Source organism: Chryseobacterium subflavum (assembly GCF_055762745.1).
Window position 1 is genome coordinate 92,640 of record NZ_JBVTMR010000007.1, and the last position, 23,305, is coordinate 115,944.

The window sequence follows — 23,305 nt, forward strand, 5'->3', positions numbered from 1 at the left end:
TATTATTTTTAATCGAAAAGACAAATACATGAAAAATTGGATCCCATTAGTTTTATTACTTCTTATCTTGTCATCCTGTAAAACACGGAACGTTTCCAAAAGTGGCAACGGTGGAATTAAGGACAGCACAGTTGTGGAGAATAACAACAATCCAAAAGATGCAGGAGAACCGGTAAGGGATAAACTTACATTTTTCGAGCATGTAATAATCCCTCCTCAATTCGAACAGATTAAAATTAACAGCAAAGTTAACGTAGAAACGGGAAATTTCGTCCCTACCCTGGATGCAACGATCTATATTGAGAAAAATAAAAAAGTATGGATGAATTTATCTGTACTATTTATTAATGCTGCCAGAGGAATAGCTACTCCGGAAGGAGTAAAGGGATTTGACCGGACAAGTAAATCCTATATCGATTCTGACTTTGAATATCTGAACCATCTCTTAAATGTAAATTTCATCGATTATCAATCCCTGGAAAAAATACTTCTTGGACGAACTTTCATAAAAGTTAACGATTCTCAGTTCATCCTTACAAAAAATGCCCAGGGTTATCAATTGGTTTCTTCTGTGAATCAAAAAATTGTTACTGATGAAAAAACGAGAGAGTATAAAATCTCATTACAATATGATGATAATTATGATCTGCTGAACGTTCAGTTAAAGGATGTTTTATCTCCGGACCAATTAGAAATTTCTTATAGCAATTGGGCTGAATATAATGAAATTCGTCTACCAAAAAATGTTAAAATAATTATAAAAGGTTCAAAAACAAGCCAGATTTTATTAGAAAATACGAAATTTGATTTTTCGAAGATGGAAGTGGCCTATTCAGTCCCAGCCAATTATAAGAAAATTGAAATTAAATGATTAAAAAATTTAGCTTTTTAATAGGTATTTTATTGTTCGGATTGCACAATGGGCAACAAAATAAAGAACAATTGCAGAAGCAAAATGCTGAACTTAAAAAACAAATCACACAAATAAATTCAGATCTCGCTAAAACAAGAAACGAATCTAAACTCTCCATAGCTTATCTTAATAATATCAACAAAAAATTAACCCTAAGAGAAAAAGTTTACAACAACACTCAAAAGGAAAAAAGATTTATAGAAGATGATATTTATCTTCGTCAACTGGAGATCAACCGTCAAAATAAAGAATTGGCGGTACTTAGAAAAAATTACGCAGAAGTTTTAGTAAATGCTTATAAAAACAAGGGAGTACAAAACAAAGTAACCTTTATTCTTTCTGCTAAAAACCTTGGAGAAGCTATTCGTAGAGTTCAATATCTTAAAGAATATTCAGACTATCAGGATAAAAAAGCAGCTGAAATTACAGACGCTGCAAATCAGATCAAAAAAACAATTGCCCAAAGACAAAAATCGGTTGCAGATAAGCAACAACTTTTGATAGATCAACAAAAAGATCTGGCTACTATTAATGTGGAAAGAGCTCAGAAAGAGCAGCTTGTTGAGGATTTTAAGAAAAATGAATCGAAATTAACTGCTGAATTAAAACAAAAACAAGTCCAATCCAAAGCTCTTGAAGGGCAGATCAGAAGCATCATTGCAGAAGAAATCAGAATAGCGAAAGCGGAAGAAGAAGCCAGAAGAAAGGCTGAAGCTGAGAAAATCCGTTTAGCTAAAATTGCAGCGGAAAGAGAAAAAGCAAGAATAGAAGCTGAAAACAGAGCAAGAGCAGAAGCACTTGAAAGAGAAAGAAAATTAGCTGAAGCTGAAGCTAAAAGAGCCGAGGAGCTAGCCGCAAAAAGAGCTGAAGAGGAAAGAAAACGTACAGAAGAAGCAGCTAGAGCTGAAGCTAATGCAAGGGATGAAGCACGGAAAATAGCCGCAGCAAAAGCTTCTTCGGAAGCCAATGCAAGGGCAAAAGAAGCAGCCAGCAAACTGGCAGCCGCAAAAGCAGCTGAGGCCGCATTAGAAAAGAGAAAAGACGACGAGAAAAAAGCAGCAGAAACCAAAGCGATGACGAATTTTGGAGTTTCTACTGCGGCAGGCAATAATTTTGCTGAAAACAGAGGAAAGCTAGGCTTCCCTGTTGACAAAGGCCAGATCACCCACCGTTTCGGAAGACAACCACACCCTGTTTTTAAAAATATCACAGAAGAGAATAACGGAATTAAAATCTCCGTACCATCGGGTACACGGGCAAAATCAGTGTTCCCGGGATCTGTATCTTCAGTTCTGGCTAACAGTGACGGAACCAAAACGGTAATGCTGAAACACGGAAATTATTTTACCATTTATTCAAATCTGGGAAGTGTCAATGTTTCTAAAGGCCAGCAGGTTTCCGCAGGCACCATTGTAGGTACTGTAGGACAAGACTTTGATGGGTCTTATACCCTTGATTTCCAAGTATGGAACGGAACTACACCTGTTGATCCATTAGGGTGGGTTTCTTATTAAAAAAAGACTAACTTTGTAAAAAATTTAGAAATGGAAACATTAACAATACTTGCCTTATCATGGCAGCATATCCTTATCGTAGCAATTCTGCTTGTTTTACTTTTTGGAGGTAAAAAAATTCCGGAATTAATGAGAGGTGTTGGATCAGGGATCAAAGAATTCAAAGACGCAGTAAAGGAAGAAGATAAAAATCCTACTGAAAATAAAAATTCTTCGACGAACAATCCTTCAAGCAACTAAAATTCTTCAGAATTAATGAATTTCACTGAGACTGCATGGAAAGTCTTCAATCAATCTATTGAAGACTACCACGTATTTGATGACGTTAACCATCTAATTAATAATCCTTTCGAAAAAGACAGTTTGGAACGAATTTTGTACGCAAAGAACTGGATTGATACCGTTCAATGGCATTTGGAAGATATTATAAGAGATGAGAACATAGATCCGGTTGAAGCTCTTCAATTAAAGAGAACAATAGACGCCTCTAATCAGAAAAGAACTGATCTGGTGGAATTTATTGACAGCTGGTTTCTTGATAAATTTAAAAATACAACTCCTAAACCTCATGCAAAGATAAACACAGAAACACCCGCTTGGGCTGTAGACAGATTATCAATACTTGCGTTAAAGGTTTATCATATGTCATTAGAAGCAAACAGAGAATCTGCTTCAGAAGAACATCGATTAAATTGCCAGGCAAAATTAGATGTGCTTCTCATACAGAAAGAGGATCTGTCGACTTCTATTAATCAGTTGCTTACTGATATTGAAAACGGTGATGTTAAGATGAAAGTATACAAACAAATGAAAATGTATAATGATGAAAGTCTTAACCCAATCCTTTATCAAAAGGGGCAACAAAAATGAAAAGATTATTTTTTTTTGGAATACTGTTTATACTAACTTCTTCTTGCGCATCGGAAAAATTAAATTTTTCTCCGTTGTCTAATAATTTTTATAGTGAAGCAAAAGGTTCAGATTCTGATAGAGGACTAAAAAAAAGCATAGACATCAATATCAAAGAAAATGTAAATGCTTCTGAAATATCCAATTTAATTTCCACCTTTCCTAAATTCAAAACTATTAGTATAAATGAAGAGGTTCTGTCGCTAAAATACAGCCTACAGAATTACTTGTATGCAATTGACGCCAACAATATTTCAGGAAAGAACAGAGCCATTAAAAGCTTTGAAAAATCTTATAAAAAAATTCAGAAACTCAGACAGGATCTTCCAAAAGATGATGATGAAATCCTAAACAGATATTTGGTAAGGTTAAAAACCAATATTTCTGTTATAGAGGATTCTCTTAAAGGAAATTAAAAACTAGTTCAACGACCTTATTATTAATGATTAAAATTCAAGCGGAAGCAAACGTTCCAACGGAACACGGAACTTTCCGAATGATCGCTTTCTCTGAAAACGAAAATGACTGGATGCCTCATATGGCTATTATCGCTGAAAATACAGATTTTTCAAAACCAGTTAATGTACGTTTCCACTCAGAATGTATTACCGGTGAAGTTTTCCATTCAAAAAAATGTGAATGTGGGCAGCAATTAGATGCAGCCATGAAATATATCCATGAAAATGGAGGAGTTATTGTTTACCTTCGTCAGGAAGGAAGAAACATTGGAATAATAAATAAGTTAAAGGCTTATTCTTTACAGGAAAAAGGATTTGATACTGTAGAAGCTAATCTACAGCTTGGTCTCCCAGCAGATGACAGAAACTTCAATGTAGCCATTGAAATTTTAAATGTGCTGGAAATTAAAGATATCAATCTTCTGACCAATAACCCTGAAAAAGTAAAATATGTTACGGAAAGTAACATCCACCTTAATTCGAGGGTTCCTTTGCAAATACCCGCGAATGATATCAGCAGAGGTTATTTAAAAACAAAGAAAGATTATTTTGGTCATCTTCTGGATGACAATGATAATTAAAAATAAAACAAAGGGCTTCCGGAATAAATTCTGGAGCCCTTTTTAATTATAAAAAAACTGAAAAGATATATCTTAATTCTTAGTCTTTATTTTAGACTCGTCAATATTATAATATTTAATTACACTGTAGTAATCATTGTAATCGACAGGAGCTGCTGCAGTCTTGGAATTTTTCCCACCTGTATTAGCAGGTAAGATTACCACTCTAAATCTTTTGTTCGTATAGTACGTTGGATTAGCCGTTAGATTCAAGCTTGAGTTAACATTAATTCCTATATCAAATTTGCTAAAATCAAATGAATAATCAACAGCAACGTTGTTATTAGTAAAGAACGTATAAGGTAGTAATCTCCAGATTGGAGCATTGTTATTAGTAAGACCCGTTTGTAAGTAAATAAGCACAACATCAGATTGTACTAACTCATTTGTAAATGCGTCTGAATACTGATATAAATTATCATTGGTTTTCGTAAAAGTTGGGGTAATGTCAAAAGCAGTCCCTATTGTATCATGATCCACAAAATTATTATCATCGTCTTTATTATCACAGCTGAATATAAATAAGCTGACAAAAGCTAATAGTAGGATTGGAAGAAATTTTTTCATTTTTATAAAAGTTTTAATATTATTTATAAAGCACATCCAAAACATATACCAAAAAACTTAAAAACATCCATTCTGATGATTTTTTTAATTGTATTTTTGTTCTTATTCAAAAGTTATGAACAAAATAGTTTGCACTTCTCTATTCATATTCTTATCTATCAGTTCAAAAATCGCTGCCCAGTATATACCAAAGGGCATTTCACAGTCTGATGTAAGTAAAGCAAACCAGTGGGTTAATCAAACATACAAATCGCTTTCCCAGGATGAAAAATTAGGACAGCTTTTCATTGTTGCTCTTTATACCAACAAAGGCGAGGATTATATCAACCAGGTAAGAAATATTGTGACCAGTGATAAGATAGGCGGATTGATTCTGATGCAGGATGATGCAGCAAGAGAAATATCTCTGGTAAATGAGTTTCAGCAAAAATCTAAAGTTCCGTTGATGATCGGAATGGATGCTGAATGGGGATTATATCAGAGAATCGCAGCGGCTCACAAATTTCCATGGGCGATGACTTTAGGAGCCATACAGGATAAAAATCTTATTTACCAGATGTCCTCTAAAATTGCCGAAGACTGTAAGAGGATGGGAATCAATTGGGATTTTGCCCCGGTAGTTGATGTGAATACAAATCCTAATAATCCAATCATTGGAAACAGAAGCTTTGGTTCAGAGGTAGATAATGTCATCAGCTCTGCAATAGCATACTCTAATGGATTACAGGACAACAACATACTAGCAGCCATTAAGCATTTTCCTGGTCATGGTGACACCAGTACAGATTCACATCTGGATCTTCCTGTAGTTCCTCACCAACTCGAAAGGCTGAATGCTGTTGAATTGGCACCTTTTAAGGCTCTTATGACTAAAGGTATCGGTGGAGTAATGGTAGCTCACTTATATGTGCCAACGTTAGAATCGGGAAAAGGAATTCCTGCTTCGGTTTCCAAAAATATTATCACCGGACTTTTAAAAGAGAAGTTAGGGTATAAAGGCCTCATTATTACGGACGCACTCAATATGGGTGCAGTAGCCAATAAATATAAGCCCGGGGAATTAGATGCATTAGCCTTTAAAGCAGGTAATGATATTATGCTTTTCTCGCAGGGAGTGTCTGAAGGAAAAAAATTAATTCAGAAGGCTATTGACAATGGAGAAGTTCCACTATCAAGAGTTGAAGAAAGTGTAAAAAAAATATTACTGACCAAATATTATTTAGGGCTGGATAAATACAATCCCAAAAATCCTGAAAACATTAATAATGACCTGAATAACGATTCACACAAACTTTTGGTTCAGAATCTTTATTCTAATGCACTTACCCTATTAAAAGATGAGCAAAAGCTACTTCCCATTACCGGAAAACAAGTGTATTATGTTCCTTTAGAGGAAGCTCCTTATCAGACGTTTGCCAATCAGCTAGGTTCAAATATCATTCTTAAAAAAGCTGACGAAATCAGTACAATTCCAGCTAATTCTATAGTTATTGCAGGACTTCATAAGGATAATGCAACAGCATATAAACCATATAAAATTTCCGGAGAATCTAAAAAGATTCTTGCTGATTTAACTAAAAATCAAAAAGTTATTTTAAATGTATTTGGAAGTGCTTATGCTTTAAAAGATATTGATATTTCAAAAATTTCCACGGTTCTTGTTTCTTATGAAAACAATGACGATTCCATGATTGCAACAGCTAATGCGCTATTGGGAAAGACAAAGATCCAGGGAAGACTTCCGGTACTTGTTAATGATCAACTAAAAGCAGGAATGGGACTCGATTTGAATCCTGCAACTGCTTCTGAAACAAAAGTGAATTCAACTATATTTACAACATCAAAACAATAATATTCCAATGAAAATAGGCATACTTTGCTATCCAACATACGGCGGAAGCGGTATCGTAGCAACAGAACTGGGAATGTCTCTTGCTAATAAAGGCTATGAAGTCCATTTCATTAGCTCAGCCCTTCCAGCGAGACTCGATATTACCAATCCTAATATTTTTTTTCATAGGGTAAATGTTCAAACTTATCCCCTGTTTCAATATCAACCTTATGATATTGCACTGAGTTCGATGATCTACAGAGTTGTTAATCTGTATAAACTGGATTTATTGCATGCACACTATGCCATTCCATATGCTTATGCAGCGTTTACGGCTAAACAGATGCTACAGGAAGATAATAACGACATTCCTTTGGTAACAACACTTCACGGGACAGATATTACTTTGGTAGGACAACATCCCAGCTACAAACATGCTGTAGAGTTTTCAATCAACAAATCCGATGCAATTACCTCTGTATCTGAAAGTTTAAAAAAAGACACGCTACAGTTTTTCAATATTAAAAAACCAATCCAGGTGATCACGAATTTCATCGACAATTCTGAATTTGATGAATGTAATGAATGCCAGAGAACGCAGTTCGCTGATCCGGATGAAAAAATATTAATACACGTTTCCAATCTTCGCCCTGTAAAACGTGTAGATGAAGTTCTTCAAATTTTCAAGAATGTTCATAAGAAGGTAAAATCCAAACTGATCATTATCGGAGAAGGTCCGGATATGGAGAAGGTGAACCAGTTTTTAGAAGAAAATCCGGATTTGATTTCTAAAATCAGGCTTCTTGGAAAGGTAAATGACCTGTATAGAATTCTTCAGCTTTCTGACGTTTTCTTATTACCATCAGAACAGGAAAGTTTTGGATTGGCTGCATTGGAAGCCATGGCAGCGTATACTCCGGTGATCAGTTCCAACGCAGGAGGAATTCCTGAAGTAAATGTCCAGGGAGAAACAGGATTCTTAGCTGAAATCGGAAATGTAGAAGCTATGAGCAACTATACGATCAAGTTATTGAGCAATGATGAACTTTTAGCCAAAATGAAGATAAATGCGAAAGAACAGGCGATAAAATTCGATTTGAAAAACGTTCTTCCTATATATGAAGAAATGTACAAAACAACCATAGAAAATTTTAAAAACGAGTTGTTAAAAGTATAATAGATCTATTATATTTGTGACACACTCATGACGGAAAAATTACTTCAATATCTTTGGAACTTTAAAGTTTTCAAAAATTTTGACTTCAAGGATATTGAAGGAAATTCCGTTGAGATCATACATTTCGGGAAATGGAATACCAATGCCGGGCCTGATTTTCTTCTGGCTTCCATTAAAATCAATAACCTCATCCTGAGTGGAAACATAGAGCTTCATGTAAAGTCTTCAGACTGGATCTTCCATAATCATTCCGGGGATCCCAACTATCAAAATATTATTCTTCATGTTGTTTTTCAAAATGATATTGTGATTGAAGAATTTAATGATAAGAAAATTCCTACTCTTGAACTGAAGAATTATATTGATGAAAATATTCTGTGGAAGTATGAGAAACTCATCAAAGAAAATCAGTTTATTCCCTGCGAAAGTATTTTTGATCAGCGTAATGTTCCTCTTCATTTCCACGAAGAAAATGTTTTAAGAAAACTAAATGAGAAATCAGAGGAACTGGAATATGCTTTACAACAGTCAAAAAACAATTTCGAAGCTATCCTCTTTCATAGTCTTGCCTATTCTTTCGGACTAAAAGTAAATGCCTATATATTCAGACAAATTGCTGAAAGTATTGATTACAGTGTCATCAATAAAATCAGACAAAACCCAAAACATCTTGAAGCTTTATTCTTTGGGATTTCGGGGTGGCTTGAGTATCCGGAAGACGAACAAATGGAAATCTGGAAACGGGAATTTCAGTTCATAAAGGTAAAATACCGAATTCTGGACATGAGGTTTCCACCTAAGTTTTTAAGGTTGAGACCTCCTAATTTTCCTACCATCAGACTTTCACAACTAGCCGATCTTTATCACCGGCATCAAAATTTATTTTCTAAAGTCATACATTCAAAAAATAGTAAGGACTGGTTTGATATTTTTAAGAACGTACAGGCGTCCGGCTACTGGAATACCCATTTTAACTTTGGGAAAATTTCCTCAGTTAATCAGGTTAAAACATTAAGTAATGACTTTATCGAGCTGATTATATTAAATACGATTCTGCCATTAAAATACACCTACCATAAATATCATAATGAAGAAATTACTGACGATATATTAAAATTTTATGCAGAAATAGCCCCGGAAAAGAATGCTATTATCACATCCTGGAAAAATCTGAAGATGAAAATTACCAGTTCCTTAGAAACCCAAAGCCTCCTTTATCATTTTAAAAATTCCTGTGAAGAAAAAAATTGCTTAAATTGCAGTATTGGATTTAAACTTTTAAAAGATTCTTCAGATGCTTGATAATATCCGTCACAAAATGGAAAGAGAATGGTTTGGTGTTCTTACAAGAATGGGCGCTAAACTTGGGATTCCTGTTTCTAAACTTCGGGTATTCTTCATTTACTCAACTTTCGCCACGGCGGGTTTCTTTTTTCTTATCTATCTGGGATTAGCGTTTACGCTTTGGATTAAAGATATTTTCATCACAAGGAGACCAAGTGTTTTTGATTTATAATTATGGAATTTTTACCTATAACTTCACCGGAAGACTACAAAATAAAAGATATTTATCACTCCTACTCCACAACCTTTCCCGAGGATGAAAGAAGAGACTGGGATCAGTTTGTGAAGTTATTCAGCAATCCTCATGTGAAGGTTATTTCTGTATTGCACGAATCTAAAGCGATTGGATATCTTATTTTCTGGGAATTAAGCGATTACATTTTCGTAGAACATTTTGAGGTTTTTGCAGAGTTCAGAAGCCAGAAACTAGGTTCTCATATTACAGAATACTTATTCAAAAATTATCCAAGGATTATTCTTGAAATTGAACCAGCCCATATTGGGGAAGATGCTCAGAGACGATATTCTTTTTACCAGAAAAACGGATTCTCATTAATAGAAGAAATGTATGTACAGCCAAGTTACGGGGAAGGTAAGCAGCCTTTAGACTTATGGCTGCTGGCTAATTATTCTCCTGAAGATCTTAAAAAGATAAAAGAAGAAATTTATGATGTTGTTTATCATTAAAATATAAAAAGCCAGCACAATCTGCCGGCTTTAATTTTATCGTACATTTTGGAACTTTAAATGGTCACTAAGTTTATTACAGTTCCTATTACTTCACTTCATACTCCAGTTTTATCGTGATACTTGCCACTTTCTCTTTAGAGGTTGTGTTAAAAGCCCCACCATAAGAATAATCTTCATTTGAATTAGGTGCAGTGATCTGGATAACTCCCATGGTTGCCTTTTTTAAACTTCCAAGACCACTTCCTGAGTTTTCCGCAATTTTTTCCGCGCGTTCTCTGGCATCTTTTGTAGCGGTAGCGATCATTTCCTGCTTTACAGCAGTTAGCTTTGTATAAAAATAAGATGGCGAAGAGGATGTAAATTCTATTCCCCGATTGATAATCTCTGTAATATTTCTTGAAAGGCTTTCGATCTTAGCCACTTCCTTACTTTCTATAGAAACAGTCTGCGTTAGGTTATATCCTGAAAATTCTCCCTGGACACTATTTCCATTGGCATCATTATAATTACGAAATTGTTTCTGAATGTCTACTGAGGAATAAATAATTTCATTTTGCTTTATTCCTTTTGAAATCAGATAATCATTGATCACTTTTTTATCGGCAAGCAGCCCGTCGTAAGCAAGTTTTAAGTCAAAATTATTTTTTGAGAAACTTCCGGACCATGTGATAAGGTCTGATGTAAATTGCTTTGTTCCCAATCCAGTTACAGAGATTGTATTTTCAGATTTATTTCTGTTTTTAATAGCATTTCCCAGTAGTCCCAGTCCAAGAACAAAACCAATGGCTGCAATAGCCATTACTATGATATTTTTGTTCATAAAATTTTGTGAATTTGATTGATTGGTCATTTAAATTTAAATTTTCTTATAAACGGATACATCAATTTCTATTCCGTAATTTTAAGATTTCTTTAACAAATCGTTCAATCCTTTTTTAATCGTTCCAAAAATGCCGGCATAGTTTCTTCTAATCTCAGCAGCACCCCCGAGAGATTCCTTGCTTTTACATAAGTTCGGGCTTGTGGTTTGATAACAAAAGAAAACTCTATAAATTCCGAGATTCTTTCCGCAGGAATCCCTGCATTAGTAAAATAATCATCATCCACTCTCTTTCTCACCCATAAAATATTGTCCTGCAGATCGTCATATCTGTATTGACGTTTTTGTCTTCTTGCTTTTCCACTAATGAGATCAAAGGCTCCCTGAACATTCAGCTGCCCTAAAAGTATCGGAAGTAGTACCTGTTTTACTTCTGCCGGTTTTTCCCTCATTTTTCCAACAGGTTGTGGAAGGCCCACTGCCTGCTGAACAATTTCCCCTTTGTCAACTTTAGCAACACTTCTTGAATCCTTAGCCAGGTCCCCGGATAATTTCTTTACCTCTACTTCCTCTATTTCTTCAGGAATTTTTACCATTGTTATGAAAAGTTGAGAATCAACACCATCTGCAAAAACTCTTTTAGAAATCCTTTCATATCCAGGTCTTACAAACCTTAATTCATCATTTTTTGAAGCTTCAATAGAAAACTCGCCCGAAGAATTACTATAGACTTTCTTATCTGTTGAAAGGTTGATGACCGTAACTGATCCAAGATTAATGTCATTATCATCTGTTATTTTCCCCGTAACAATCTGTTGCGAATAGGCAATTCCATATATAAACAAAACAATAAATAAAATTATATTTTTCATTTAATTATGATTGTTTTATTGCACTATTAATTTTTAATTACGTGGGTCTTGTCGTATTCTATGAAAGCAATTCTTAGTTCTGATTCGATCACGCTTTTATTAAAAGTTTTCCTGTATTTTTTTGCAAGATACCTTTTATCGTTAGCATATACCAGAAATTCATCTATCTGCTCTTCATTCATTCCCCTTTCTACAAGAAAATCTAAATTGATCTCCAGTTTAAGCCTGTTAATGAAATTTTGGGTTTCATAATAATCAGGTTTGGTAACTTTGGGTTGGCTTGCTTTTTTTATAAGACCTATACCCGTGAGAAACAATTTGACCATATCGACCTGTCCTGCATTAAAATCATGCCCGCTAAAGGTTTTAGAAATTTTGTTCTCGGGTAATGGCTCTTTCAAAGGGCTTCTCATATAGGCGTCCATTTCAAATTTTAATACATGGATCTTCCTTCCCTGATCATAATGTTTGCTATCTTTTTCCAGATTACCTGTGGGTTTGTAAGGAATTTCAACTTCCGGAATTAGAGTTTCAATCTTGATGAGTTTAATATCTAATAGTAAATTTATATTCTCCTTATTGATCTTTTTATCAATACGGTAATAATCTTGCTTTACAAAGCGGATCTCTTCGTTTTCCTTAGCTTCAATTACAAATTGACCGGAAGAATCACTTTGAGTTTTTGTGTTGTTGGAAATATTATAGATAAGAACAGACGCCAAAGCATTATTATTCTCATCCGCTACTCTGCCTGAAATCTTTTGTTGCGAATAAAAATGGGCAAAAGCAAAGCATGGTACGATATACAAAGTATTTTTAATCATAAAACATTCATAGATTATCTCTGGGTTTGAGGAGCACGATATGAGGAAATTCTTGCCAGTACAGCTCTTTGAAATCTCATCAGGTCTGCATCACTGCAAAAACCGTATTTAAGGATCTGTCTCCTCTCAAAACCTGATCTTAAGACATAATAAATGAAATGCTCGATTAAAGATTTATCTATTTTTAAATCTATAAAATACTGATCTCCGAGGCTTTTACGCAAGTAACGCATGAGATCCACATCGTCCCACTTATCTTTCACTTTCCCGATTGAAAACCCTTGTCCTTTTGGCTGGACAAACTCTCCTGCTTTTGCCGCCAGGATTCTCGGATCAGATTTTCGGGCAATGTATTTGTCAATATCTTGGGTTAACTTTTCTACTTTTCTGGGTCTGTTCAGGTTTTTAGAATCTACTTTCATGTCGCCTGTGAGTCCCTTCTTTACTTCGACCTCTTCAATAAGAGTAGTCTGCCGGATTAACGTTATGCTTAGAGGAGCTGAAATATTGTCTTTTGTAATTCTCCTGTTCATCCTTTCGTAACCGCTTTTTATAAATCGAAGTTCATCTCCTTCCCTGCCTGAGATCATAAAATGTCCATCAGCATTAGTGGTTACACGTTCATCAGTTCTAATGTTGATTACAGTAACATCAGGCATTTCTATATGCTCTTCTGAAGTTATTTTTCCGAAAAGATAATCCTGTGCCTTTATTTTTTGAATGAAGAAAATGAATGATAAAAGAAAAAGTAGTTTTAATTTCACGGAAAGTTTTTTTATAAAACAAATCTAAACTTATTTTTAATGTTTTCCACAAGTTTAACCACAGTTAACGCGTTTTAGCATTTTTTTTGATTTTCCATTCTGATTTTGTTAAAGCACCATTTTCAATTGTTAAAATTTCATTTAAATTTTAGCTAACTTGCATCTTCAATTCATCTCAAAAAATGCAAAATTCTTATACAGTAATCAATGCTTCCGCCGGTTCCGGAAAGACCTATGCGCTGGTTCAGAGGCTTCTGATGATCTGTCTTCGTTATCCTAATCAGCAGCATGCCATCAGAAATATTCTGGCATTAACGTTCACCAACAAAGCGGCCAATGAGATGAAAGAAAGAATTTTATCCTGGTTGGGAGCCTTTTCTGCAAGCAACTTCGCTGATAATAATGATTTAAAAAACATTCAGAAAGTTTTTGAAGAAGAAGGTTTAAAGATAACCATTGATGAATTGCACATCCGGTCTAAAAAATTACTGGATTATATTCTTCATAATTATTCTACCTTAAATATTGGTACCATCGACCGTTTTAATTCCCGCCTGGTAAGAAGTTTTTCTTACGAATTAGGGTTAGCTAAAAATTTTAATCTCGAGATTGAAGCAGAGCCTTTCCTCATTGAAGCTGTAGACAAAATGCTTGATCAGATCGGTGAGAATGATGCAATATCAAATTCTTTCATGGATTATGTGGATTACAGCCTCGAAAATAACGAGCGAATCAATCTTAACAAGAATCTTTATGACTCTGCAAAAGAGTTTGTAAAAGATATTCACTATGAACAGCTGAAAAGCAATACCAATTTTGACGATTCCAATTATGAAAATATAAAGAATACTATCCGGAAAGAGATTGTATTTAATAAGAAAAGAGCTGTTGAAATCGCTACGAAATCTATTGATCTTTTTAAATCAAGAAATATCGATGTTGAGGACTTTGCACAAGGTAAAAACGGTATTGGAGGGTTTTTTACTAAAGTTCTGGATTTTTACCATCAGAAGAGACCCGGTTTTCCTTTTCCGACAACTCAGGAAGACTCTGTGGTTAATAATTACAGAAAAGGAGCCGCCTCAAAATCAAAAAGTAAAGAGCCTGAAATTCTAGAAATTCTTGATGAATTATTAGAAAACAGAATGCAGCTTATTCTTCTTTATATTGAAACACAGAAAAAGGAGAAAATATTATCTGCATTACTTCCTTTAAAAGTAAACAAGGACATTCAGGATGAATTAAAAAAAATTGAAGAGGAAAATGATCTTGTTCTCCTTTCTAAATTTAATATCCTCATCAATGAAAACCTGAAAAATGAACCTTCGGCTTTTATTTATGAAAAAGTAGGCTCCCAGTTTCAGCACTATTTTTTTGATGAATTTCAGGATACTTCGGAATTACAATGGCAAAATTTCGTCCCATTAAGAGACCATAGTGTCTCGACAGAGAATACAACATTTACATTGGTAGGTGATCCCAAACAAAGTATTTACAGATTCAGGGGTGGTGAGAGCAAGCTCATGCTGGACATTATCAACAAAAAAGAAATTTCTCCCAAACAAGCCGAACTTCTTGTATTAAAAGATAATTGGCGAAGTGCAAAAAATATTGTTCGATTCAATAATGAACTGTATCAATTTCATGCCTTAAATCTTGAAGAGGAACATAAAAATATATTTGGGACGGATGCCGAACAAAATCCTAAATCAGAAATTGATGGAAGGGTCAAAGTAAATCTTATTGAAAATCTCACCAATGAGGATTTCTACAATGACACTTCCGAAAGAATGCAGAAAGACATTCAGGATTGTCTTGACAACGGATTCAGGTTTGCAGATATTACTATTCTATGTCGTGGCAATTTTGATATTTTCAGCTATTCACAGAAGCTAGGGAACCTGAAAGTGAGGTATAGAGGAGAAGAAACCAATATTAAAACCATATCAGATAAAGGACTGACGCTAGAACTCTCAAATACCATTCAGGCTGTCATTGAGTTCTTAAAATGGGAAACCAATCCTAAAAATAAAACCAATTTAATCATGATGATGTATTATCTGAATAAATTGGGAAAAGTAAACATGCCAGATTTTACCCTGAGTATGAAAGAAATTCTGGATATTGAATCCCACGATGACATCCTCCCGTTTATCCAAAACAAATATGCTTTACGACTAAAACAAGATCACTTCCCCCGATTTAATTTATACAATTTTGTAGAGTACTATATTAATGAGTTTTCTTTTGATAATAAAGAAACCGACTTCCTGTTAAACTTTCTTGAAATGCTCTTTAACTTTACTCAAAATGCAGGAGCGAGCACTAAAGAATTTTTAAAATACTGGGATGAAGAAGCCTCCACATATACCATTCAGGCCTCAGAAAATATTGATGCTATCCAGATCATGACGATTCATAAAGCCAAAGGACTTGAGTTTCCGGTTGTTTTTATTCCTATGATGAATAAAAACCGTGATGCTGAATTTTCCAACTGGTTTGAAACCAACAGCAATGAAGCTTTGAAATCTGTTAATATCAATCAGTTTAGCAAAAGCCTGGAAGTCTATGATGAAGAAATTGAAAAATTCAATAAGAAGAATTTCTATAAAAATCTGATAGACAGGTTGTGTCTTCAGTATGTCGCCACTACTCGTCCTGTAGAACAGCTGTTTTTCTATATTCAGAAACAAAATAAAACTTCAAATAATCTCGAAATCCTGGAATTTATTCAAGGTAAAAATACAGAACAGTCTGATGAATTTGATCTTTATGAGGTACATCCTGAAATGCTCAAAAAAAACTCTAAAGTCAAAACCTCATCTTTCAGGACAAAAGATATCAGGAATCTCAAAAATATCAACGAAAAAAATACATCTGTAAAAATAGCGACACCATCTAAGAACTATCAGGTTCGCAATGAGAAAGTGAGGATAGGACTTTTCGTTCACGAACTGTTATCTAAGATCAACACTAAAAAAGATATTCAGAAAGTATTGGAAAGCTACCTTCTGGAAGGGCAAATCACAGTAACTGAAAAGAATGAAATTGAGGAAACGCTTCAGGAAATCGTTACAGCTCATGCTGAATTCTTTGACGAAAGATGGGAAGTAATCAACGAGAAAGATATCATGATCTCCGAAAGAGGGGAAAGCAGAATTTACCGGCCCGACAGAATTCTAAAAAATGGTGAAGATTATATCATTGTAGATTTTAAAACCGGAGAAGTTACTGAAAAAAATGACCGTCAAATTGAAACTTATAAAAGTGTACTGGAAAGTCTCGGAAGGAAAGTTATCAAGACCCAGCTCATCTATTTATAACGCAAAATCCCTTTAACAGAAGGATTTCAGGGACTTTTAAAATTTACAAATCGTAGAATTACGACAAAATATCGTAGAACTACGACATGAAATCGTAGAACCACTACAAAAATCAAATCTTGTCTTTAAAAATTTTTGAGTCCGATTAAAGTACTATACATTTGCTACATAATCACTGAATTATATAATATTTAATAACGATTAAAATTTACCATTATGGCAGCAAATTCAAGAGGAATCTTAAAATTCAACGGAAGTGAAGGTCAGAAATTATTAAAGCTTAACTACAGCGTATCAAGATCTACAGACGTTTCAGGACGTGTAGCTTCTGACCCTTCCAACGCAATCATCAAATTAACGATCGAGGCTACAGAAAAATCTGACATCTTAGAAAGCTTACTTAACGGGAAATATAAGCCTACAACAGGTGAAGTTACTTTCAACAAATCTCACGAAGAAGGAACATTAATTACTTTAACATGGGAGAACGGATATGTAATTCAACATGAAGTAGACTTTGATGCTGTAGATGACAACAGTATGCTGATCAGCTTCATCGTAAGTGCAGAAAAAATTCATTATGGTAACGGTATCTATGAAGGTATCTGGCCAGGTGCATAATCAATGCCTACAAACATTTATACATAAAAGATCATCCCTATGGATGATCTTTTTATCTCTCCGGGAGAATATTATACAATTAATCATTCTCTTTGGTCACTTAAATTGTTCAGTTAGTAAATAAAATATTTTATACTTGTTTTTCAATATAACGATTATAAAATAAACATTTACATCTATAAAAGTCGTAATTCTACTACAGTTTTTAAAATTTAACAAAATTAATCAACTTGAATTAGAAAACATTTCTAATTTAGTAAGTGAACACCAAAAACATAAGAATGAAAAATAAGACTACCAACGCAGACAAAATTGCTGAAAATCATATTGCAGGAGTACAGCGTGTGGTGAAGCTGGACGTAGTGATTGAAGGTAAAATTATTAACCATTTCAAACACTTCCGCTTACAGCAAAGTACAAGAAGACATCATAGCTTTGAGTTGACCTTAGCTCACGATTCTTTAGGGTCTTTGCAAAATCATGAGCTTGATCAGGCTCAGCAGTTTCTCGGAAAACGCCTAACGGTCGTTTTTAAATATAAGGATGCTGAAAATGAGAGTCCTGAACAAACTTTCGTCGGACTCATTACCAAAGTGGCTTTTAGTCAGGAAAAAATGAGTTTAGGCAATATTGTTCTGAAAGGATACAGCCCTACTATTTTAATGGATTCCGCTCCACATACACAAAGCTTTGGCGGTGATAAACCGGTGAATACTTCTATCATTGCCGACAGGATTTTAAAGGAGACCCTTAATTCAGGTAAATTTGACTATAAAGTTGATACCCAGAACAAAAGCTATATTAATTACAGCGCCCAGTACAAGGAAACCCATTACAATTACCTTGCGAGGCTTGCCGAAACCTACGGAGAGCAATTCTATTATGATGGCGAAACACTGTATTTCGGTAAACTTCCACCCAAAGATCAACCCATACGCCTTACTTACGGAAGTAATGTAAGTGACGTTTCCGTGGAACTGAGAGCGGTGCATACTAAACCGGAGTTTTTTGGATATAACAGCAGTAATCACACAAAATTATTAAGTACATCTGCAAGCATAAAGCATTTGGGACAGCTTGCTGCTAAAGCTTATGATCTTAATAATGACATCTATAAAACCCGTTCACTGAACCCATCTCCAATTAATGCCAATATGTCGTTAAATGTTGATGATTCCCAAAAAAGTGCTGCAGGAAGTGCTGCAGTAGAAGTCTTTACCGTATCAGGGACAACCTCTGTTCCTTTTTTACATCCTGGTTGTGTTGCAGATATAGAAATGAGAAAACCGGATAGCAACCAGACGACTTATTTCACCAAGCTTATGATCACTGAAGTCTCTCATGAAGTTAATACCAGAGGTATCTATACAGGATCATTTGAAGCAATAGCCGAGGGGACCGGATTTATTCCAAAACCGGAATTTATTACCCCAAGTGCAGAACCACAGATTGCCACAGTAGTTTCCAATACAGATCCGTTAAATCAGGGACGGATACAAGTACAATTTGACTGGCAGCTAAATGACACCACTCATTTTATAAGAATGATGAGCCCTGATGCCGGAGGGACAGATGTAATCACTCAAAACAGAGGGTTTGTAGCGATTCCGGAAGTTGGAGATCAGGTAATGGTTGGCTTTGAATATCATCATCCCGACTTCCCTTTCGCCATGGGTGGAATGTTTCATGGAGCAGTTGGTTTAGGAGGAGGCGTTAACAATCATATAAAATCGATACAAACGCGAAGTGGAAATAAGGTAATTTTTAATGACGCAGAAGGAAGTATCTATATAGAAGATCCGAGTGGGAATACCTACTTTATGGATGGAAAAGGAAGCATTATTGTGAATGCCCCAAAAGATATGACCTTTACTGCAGGAAACAATATAAGAATGTCCGCAGGAAATGATATTACTTCCATAGCGGGCAGCAATATATTTGCTACAGCAAATGTCAATATCGTATCGAATGCGGGAGTAAACATGGTTGATACAGCCGGAAGAGACCTTTTACAAACTGCTACAGGAAATATTCATGAGTCTTCTGATATGAGAACAGAGATTGCTGAAAATGAAAGAAATGTTCAGTCCAAAAAGAGCGACTCTTATGCTGAAAAGGTTACCGTTGTGAGTACTAAAGAAAATATGATCTTACAAAGTGAGAAAACCGTAAAATCTCAAAGCGGAGAGCAAGGAAATTCACATTAAAAACAGTGATATGGCCATTGTAAAAAAAGCTAATAATATCAATATACAGGTCAGTAATAACTATACTAATCTATGCAAAGTTTCCAATGAAGAATCGGAACATGTAATTATTGAGGCTACGAAGCAAAATCTTGAGCTCTCAAGTCAGAAACGTGCCATATTACAAGGTTTCGGAAAAGATGGAAAAGGTGATGAAGGATGCAAAGAAGGGGTAGTCCGAATAAGCCAGAAGCTGATTGGCAAGGCCAAAAGGGATCCTGGATTCAATTTTGACGGAACAAAGGCCGAAGATATGTATTTTGCCGATAAGCCGGCATCTTCCGCCTCCATACAAAATGATCCGGTTTTTAAATTAAATGATGCAACATTAGGAGCATATCTGGATCAGCTGATGAAGTCTTTATCTATTGGTGATATGGAAACTGTAGCCCTGGAAATGTCGGATCGGTTTAAAAAGGGCACAGGTGGAACTTATAAGAGTGATGTTCTGAATAAAAAAATTGCAGGCAATGATGCCTTTATCACTTATCATAATAAGTTTCTAACGGATTTTAAAAAGGAGCTGAAAAAAAGTAATTATGATCCAGCTGCAATGGGAGTTATTTCGATGGGACTTTTAAATTTTTCGTCATTCTGGGATAAAGTGTCAGGATTAGGGATTACAGTACATCAGGTATGGAGTGCCAAAGCAGAAATCCTGGATTATTCTTATAACAAATGTACCAAAGTATGGAGCGGAAAGCTGAAATATACGTTTTACGATCACTATGGTCTGGATTGGGATGATATCGTAAAACATGGTGGTGACATTATCCCGCAATACCATACCGGAGATTTTTTCAAAGCCTGGTATATTCTACAGCATTACAGAACGGCAAGACCTTTCATTACAGAAATGGAAAAAAGCGTAGATTTAAATGGCAATTCCGATAAGGACTAAATTTATCATGAAAAACTTAATCATTTTATTAACATTATTTGTGGCATGTATCCAAAACAAGTCGGAAGACTTTCAGTTAGTTGCTTTATCTCCCGTTAACTACGAGTTTAAAGCAGGAGAAAATAAAAATAGAATCGACTATTTTTATGTTGAAGGAAATTTTTCATACGACGTTGATGAATATGAAAAATTGAAAAAGAAAATTGATGACAAAACAGCAGGGACAGATATAAAGAACTATCAGTTATATTCTGTTTATATCTATAAAAAAACAGATGTTCTGAATCAACAGTATAAGGCTGGAAGAGAAGGATTAGACGGTCACAACCAGGATCTCATTGCTTATATCAGATATGATAAAGGAAACAGGGATATTTTTTATATAACCGAAAGAGGCAATGTGGTTTATGATGTTCTTTCAAACAAGGAAGAAGATTTTGAGTTTGAACAATAATACAAAAACTAGAAGCAACCATGGGCGCAGGTGTAGTATTTGATGAAAAGACCAACATTCCCAGAAAAGGGATTGAGGCAACGCAAGTCAAAAGTATTAAGCTGATTTCTGACCTGGATGATGGTTCTTTAAACGACGGAAGTAAAACGATCAAGGAAAAGTCAGGGCTTGTATACGGAAAGACCTATACATTCAAAGTAGAAACATATACCAACGATGCACCAAAGGATCCTAGTATGATTCGGTGGGCGGTTAGCTATACAGATACTGAAACAGGTAAATTCTACAAAAATGCTTTGGAAGGTCCCAATACTGGTGAAGAAATCAGTATAACATTTAATGATGCCAACGGATGTGGAAATAATCTGGAGATCAAAGCATATATCAACGATGTAGATAATGAAGGAAAATTAACCCTTTTCAAACACAACAGATTCCGGTTTTTTGACCGCAAAACATTAAAATCGGAAATCCAGCAAAGGATGAATACCGGAAAAGATATAGATCAGGGACAAAGCTCAATGTGTGCTATTGCACTGATCGGGCACTTTCTGGCTATCCAGAAACCCTCTGATTACGAAAAAATAATTTTAGACATGCACCGTACGGGTGAAGCTATAGTTCCGTCTACTCAATATAAAATTAAACTGGATAAGGATGAGCACCTTATCAAAGTGAAAGATTCCGATGCCAGCTATCCGAATAACAGCAATGGTGGAAAAATGTCTTATGCTGACTTTATATTTTTATTCACCATTAAGGACTATTTGAATAGTGTTTTTGATTACGATCCCGACGGTACAAGTGCAGGCGGTTTTGTAGAAGGAGGTACTGGACTCACACTTCCTCACGAAGTGGCAAGCATGATGAAGAACATTCTTTCTTACACTGATGTGAAAAATGAGACCAACCTTGTGACAAGTAAATGGGCAAGTGCAAAAAATTCGGCAAATGAATTGTCCGGGCTTCTCACCAGCGGCTATAGTATTGGCCTCCTTATTACTGCCGGTAATTTTCAGAATAACAGCAAAGGTACATTTACGATTCCTAACCACTGGGTAGGACTTAAAGGAGTTACATTAGATGAAAAAAATGAAAAAGTGATATTGACCCTATTTACATGGGGGGATATCAGTAAGGTATGGACTGTGTCTTTTGATCCTTTTGAAGACGGATACTTCGGGTATGTAGCAGGAAAATAACTCAATGATATAACTAACGAACGGATTATGATAAATAATTTTATAATAAAAAACTGGAAAAAAATTTTCAATATTCAGGTAGTCATATTTGTGGCATTTGCTATCCTTACATTTATTTATTACTGGGATAAACCAGCACATACCTATTTCAACAGAAGCTTTGACACTTCAAACCTCCAGGCCGTGTTTTCTTTATTAATGACTTATCTTTTCGTCTTTTTTATAGCTATGGCTTTTATTTATCCTATCCTCTTTTTAATTCAGATATTGAGTTTACGAAAGGAAAAGGACAACAAAAAAACAATGAAATTATTGATACTGTTTGTATTATATATTTTAAGTATTATTTCAGTTTTTGCATTATATACGATTAACAATGCTCAGGCCATAAAAGCTCTTAATCACTAACATCAATAGGAATGTTTTTCTAACCACATTTATAAGAACGCAATGATACCTTCTAAAGCTGACATATTCCCTACATCCACTTATTTTTTACAGGATAAATGTACCGTGAAAATAGGAAGAGAGGAACATGAAGCCTTACTGTCTTATACATTATACGTAGAAACCAAAGAGGATGAAGATTATGATGTATCTATCAGCAGGACGAATCTTAAAGTAAATAATAAAAAAATAGATACGAAGTTCCTTGAAATATCAAACAGTTATATGGAAGCATTATTTCCTATTCACTGTAAAATAGAAAACTACAAACTTAGCATCCACAATATAAATCAGATAAAAAAACGCATACAAAAAACGGACTCAGAAATACGATCTGTTTATAGTGGAGAAGGCACAGATCATATCCGGAATCATTTTTTCAATGCTACAGAAACTGAAGAAAAACTTATGCAATTTATCCGAGAGCTCCATTTCATGAAAGTTGCTGAAGCCAGTATGCAAAAATTCAACAATAAAAGGCAATATGACACTTCCTGGAAGGTACTTCCGATCGGGACATCACAATGGAGGGGAGAAACTTTCTATGAAAAGGAAAAAAACACCCTATTCTTTGAACCTAAAATAGATAATGCCCAGGAAATTATGAATGACGTTATCAGATATATTCATCAACATGAATATGCCGTTGATTTTGAGAAAGAAAACGTTCCTCTCTATGCAGATTTTAAACATAATATCAGCTACACGGGTAAAACAGCAAGGATTGAATCAGCCGAAACCGATGTCTGTATAGAAGTAGAAGATAAATTCTATTACCAACACATTATAACCATACAAACAAAATAAC

Annotated in this window: 23 protein-coding genes; 18 read left to right on the forward strand and 5 right to left on the reverse strand. The window is 34.9% G+C overall.

What is annotated here, in order from left to right; genetic code table 11:
* Positions 1-28: 28 nt before the first annotated feature.
* Genes lolB1 through ribA form a run of 6 tightly spaced genes read left to right on the forward strand, consistent with a single transcriptional unit; the run spans position 29 to position 4,375 of the window.
* Positions 29-871 (forward strand): lipoprotein insertase outer membrane protein LolB1, encoded by an 843-nt coding sequence (gene lolB1 / locus AC0INN_RS21455; RefSeq protein WP_273650612.1) that lies wholly within the window; start codon positions 29-31, stop codon positions 869-871.
* Entirely contained in the window at positions 868-2,427 is a 1,560-nt protein-coding gene (locus tag AC0INN_RS21460) for a peptidoglycan DD-metalloendopeptidase family protein (RefSeq protein WP_172284322.1), read from the forward strand. Before lolB1 ends, AC0INN_RS21460 begins: the two co-directional genes overlap by 4 nt.
* 30 nt (positions 2,428-2,457) lie before the next feature.
* Entirely contained in the window at positions 2,458-2,667 is a 210-nt protein-coding gene (locus tag AC0INN_RS21465; protein ID WP_172284324.1) for a twin-arginine translocase TatA/TatE family subunit, read from the forward strand.
* A gap of 15 nt (positions 2,668-2,682) precedes the next feature.
* Positions 2,683-3,297 (forward strand): DUF4254 domain-containing protein, encoded by a 615-nt coding sequence (locus AC0INN_RS21470; RefSeq protein ID WP_172284326.1) that lies wholly within the window; start codon positions 2,683-2,685, stop codon positions 3,295-3,297.
* Positions 3,294-3,752 carry a hypothetical protein gene (locus AC0INN_RS21475; protein ID WP_172284328.1) on the forward strand — a complete coding sequence of 153 codons (459 nt, stop codon included), beginning with the start codon at positions 3,294-3,296 and terminating at the stop codon, positions 3,750-3,752. The genes AC0INN_RS21470 and AC0INN_RS21475 overlap by 4 nt, the downstream gene beginning before the upstream one ends.
* Positions 3,753-3,778: 26 nt before the next feature.
* Positions 3,779-4,375 carry a GTP cyclohydrolase II gene (gene ribA, locus AC0INN_RS21480; RefSeq protein ID WP_273650609.1) on the forward strand — a complete coding sequence of 199 codons (597 nt, stop codon included), beginning with the start codon at positions 3,779-3,781 and terminating at the stop codon, positions 4,373-4,375.
* 72 nt (positions 4,376-4,447) lie between these two features.
* Here the strand turns inward: ribA and AC0INN_RS21485 are convergent, their stop codons facing one another.
* Entirely contained in the window at positions 4,448-4,981 is a 534-nt protein-coding gene (locus AC0INN_RS21485; RefSeq protein WP_172284331.1) for a hypothetical protein, read from the reverse strand.
* A gap of 115 nt (positions 4,982-5,096) precedes the next feature.
* Here AC0INN_RS21485 and AC0INN_RS21490 point away from each other — a divergent pair, with 115 nt between their 5' ends.
* Genes AC0INN_RS21490 through AC0INN_RS21510 form a run of 5 tightly spaced genes read left to right on the forward strand, consistent with a single transcriptional unit; the run spans position 5,097 to position 10,020 of the window.
* Positions 5,097-6,833 (forward strand): glycoside hydrolase family 3 protein, encoded by a 1,737-nt coding sequence (locus AC0INN_RS21490; protein ID WP_273650608.1) that lies wholly within the window; start codon positions 5,097-5,099, stop codon positions 6,831-6,833.
* A 7-nt stretch (positions 6,834-6,840) separates the two neighbouring features.
* Positions 6,841-7,989: an N-acetyl-alpha-D-glucosaminyl L-malate synthase BshA gene (gene bshA / locus AC0INN_RS21495; RefSeq protein WP_306615042.1), complete on the forward strand. Its 1,149-nt coding sequence runs from the start codon at positions 6,841-6,843 to the stop codon at positions 7,987-7,989.
* Between the two features lie 27 nt (positions 7,990-8,016).
* The gene (locus tag AC0INN_RS21500; RefSeq protein ID WP_306615044.1) at positions 8,017-9,291 is read left to right on the forward strand and encodes a DUF2851 family protein; all 1,275 of its coding nucleotides are present in this window, start codon (positions 8,017-8,019) and stop codon (positions 9,289-9,291) included.
* Positions 9,284-9,505 (forward strand): PspC family transcriptional regulator, encoded by a 222-nt coding sequence (locus tag AC0INN_RS21505; RefSeq protein WP_007839346.1) that lies wholly within the window; start codon positions 9,284-9,286, stop codon positions 9,503-9,505. The genes AC0INN_RS21500 and AC0INN_RS21505 overlap by 8 nt, the downstream gene beginning before the upstream one ends.
* 2 nt (positions 9,506-9,507) lie before the next feature.
* Positions 9,508-10,020, forward strand: a complete 513-nt coding sequence (locus AC0INN_RS21510; protein ID WP_273650606.1) for a GNAT family N-acetyltransferase — start codon at positions 9,508-9,510, stop codon at positions 10,018-10,020.
* Positions 10,021-10,108: 88 nt separating this feature from the next.
* On the opposite strand, the gene AC0INN_RS21515 is transcribed toward AC0INN_RS21510, so the two are convergent.
* From AC0INN_RS21515 to AC0INN_RS21530, 4 genes are all read right to left on the reverse strand, one after another.
* The gene (locus tag AC0INN_RS21515; protein WP_273650605.1) at positions 10,109-10,843 is read right to left on the reverse strand and encodes an SIMPL domain-containing protein; all 735 of its coding nucleotides are present in this window, start codon (positions 10,841-10,843) and stop codon (positions 10,109-10,111) included.
* A 104-nt stretch (positions 10,844-10,947) separates the two neighbouring features.
* A complete protein-coding gene (locus AC0INN_RS21520) occupies positions 10,948-11,715 on the reverse strand; it encodes a carboxypeptidase-like regulatory domain-containing protein (protein ID WP_273650604.1) in 768 nt (255 codons plus the stop codon).
* Positions 11,716-11,741: 26 nt separating this feature from the next.
* Complete coding sequence (locus tag AC0INN_RS21525) at positions 11,742-12,539, reverse strand: carboxypeptidase-like regulatory domain-containing protein (RefSeq protein ID WP_273650603.1); 798 nt, start codon at positions 12,537-12,539, stop codon at positions 11,742-11,744.
* A gap of 14 nt (positions 12,540-12,553) precedes the next feature.
* Positions 12,554-13,303 carry a peptidase associated/transthyretin-like domain-containing protein gene (locus tag AC0INN_RS21530; RefSeq protein WP_273650602.1) on the reverse strand — a complete coding sequence of 250 codons (750 nt, stop codon included), beginning with the start codon at positions 13,301-13,303 and terminating at the stop codon, positions 12,554-12,556.
* Between the two features lie 182 nt (positions 13,304-13,485).
* Here AC0INN_RS21530 and AC0INN_RS21535 point away from each other — a divergent pair, with 182 nt between their 5' ends.
* The 7 genes from AC0INN_RS21535 (at position 13,486) to AC0INN_RS21565 (ending at position 23,304) form a co-directional block, all read left to right on the forward strand.
* Positions 13,486-16,626, forward strand: a complete 3,141-nt coding sequence (locus AC0INN_RS21535) for a UvrD-helicase domain-containing protein (protein WP_273650601.1) — start codon at positions 13,486-13,488, stop codon at positions 16,624-16,626.
* Positions 16,627-16,842: 216 nt separating this feature from the next.
* Positions 16,843-17,247 (forward strand): type VI secretion system tube protein TssD, encoded by a 405-nt coding sequence (gene tssD / locus AC0INN_RS21540; RefSeq protein WP_172284349.1) that lies wholly within the window; start codon positions 16,843-16,845, stop codon positions 17,245-17,247.
* A 281-nt stretch (positions 17,248-17,528) separates the two neighbouring features.
* Positions 17,529-19,454 (forward strand): type VI secretion system Vgr family protein, encoded by a 1,926-nt coding sequence (locus AC0INN_RS21545; RefSeq protein ID WP_172284350.1) that lies wholly within the window; start codon positions 17,529-17,531, stop codon positions 19,452-19,454.
* 10 nt (positions 19,455-19,464) lie between these two features.
* Complete coding sequence (locus AC0INN_RS21550; protein WP_273650600.1) at positions 19,465-20,394, forward strand: DUF3289 family protein; 930 nt, start codon at positions 19,465-19,467, stop codon at positions 20,392-20,394.
* Positions 20,395-20,401: 7 nt separating this feature from the next.
* The gene (locus AC0INN_RS21555; RefSeq protein WP_273650599.1) at positions 20,402-20,848 is read left to right on the forward strand and encodes a hypothetical protein; all 447 of its coding nucleotides are present in this window, start codon (positions 20,402-20,404) and stop codon (positions 20,846-20,848) included.
* A gap of 20 nt (positions 20,849-20,868) precedes the next feature.
* Positions 20,869-22,050, forward strand: a complete 1,182-nt coding sequence (locus tag AC0INN_RS21560; protein ID WP_273650598.1) for a hypothetical protein — start codon at positions 20,869-20,871, stop codon at positions 22,048-22,050.
* A 450-nt stretch (positions 22,051-22,500) separates the two neighbouring features.
* Positions 22,501-23,304 (forward strand): hypothetical protein, encoded by an 804-nt coding sequence (locus tag AC0INN_RS21565; RefSeq protein ID WP_273650597.1) that lies wholly within the window; start codon positions 22,501-22,503, stop codon positions 23,302-23,304.
* The last annotated feature ends 1 nt before the right edge of the window (position 23,305 follow it).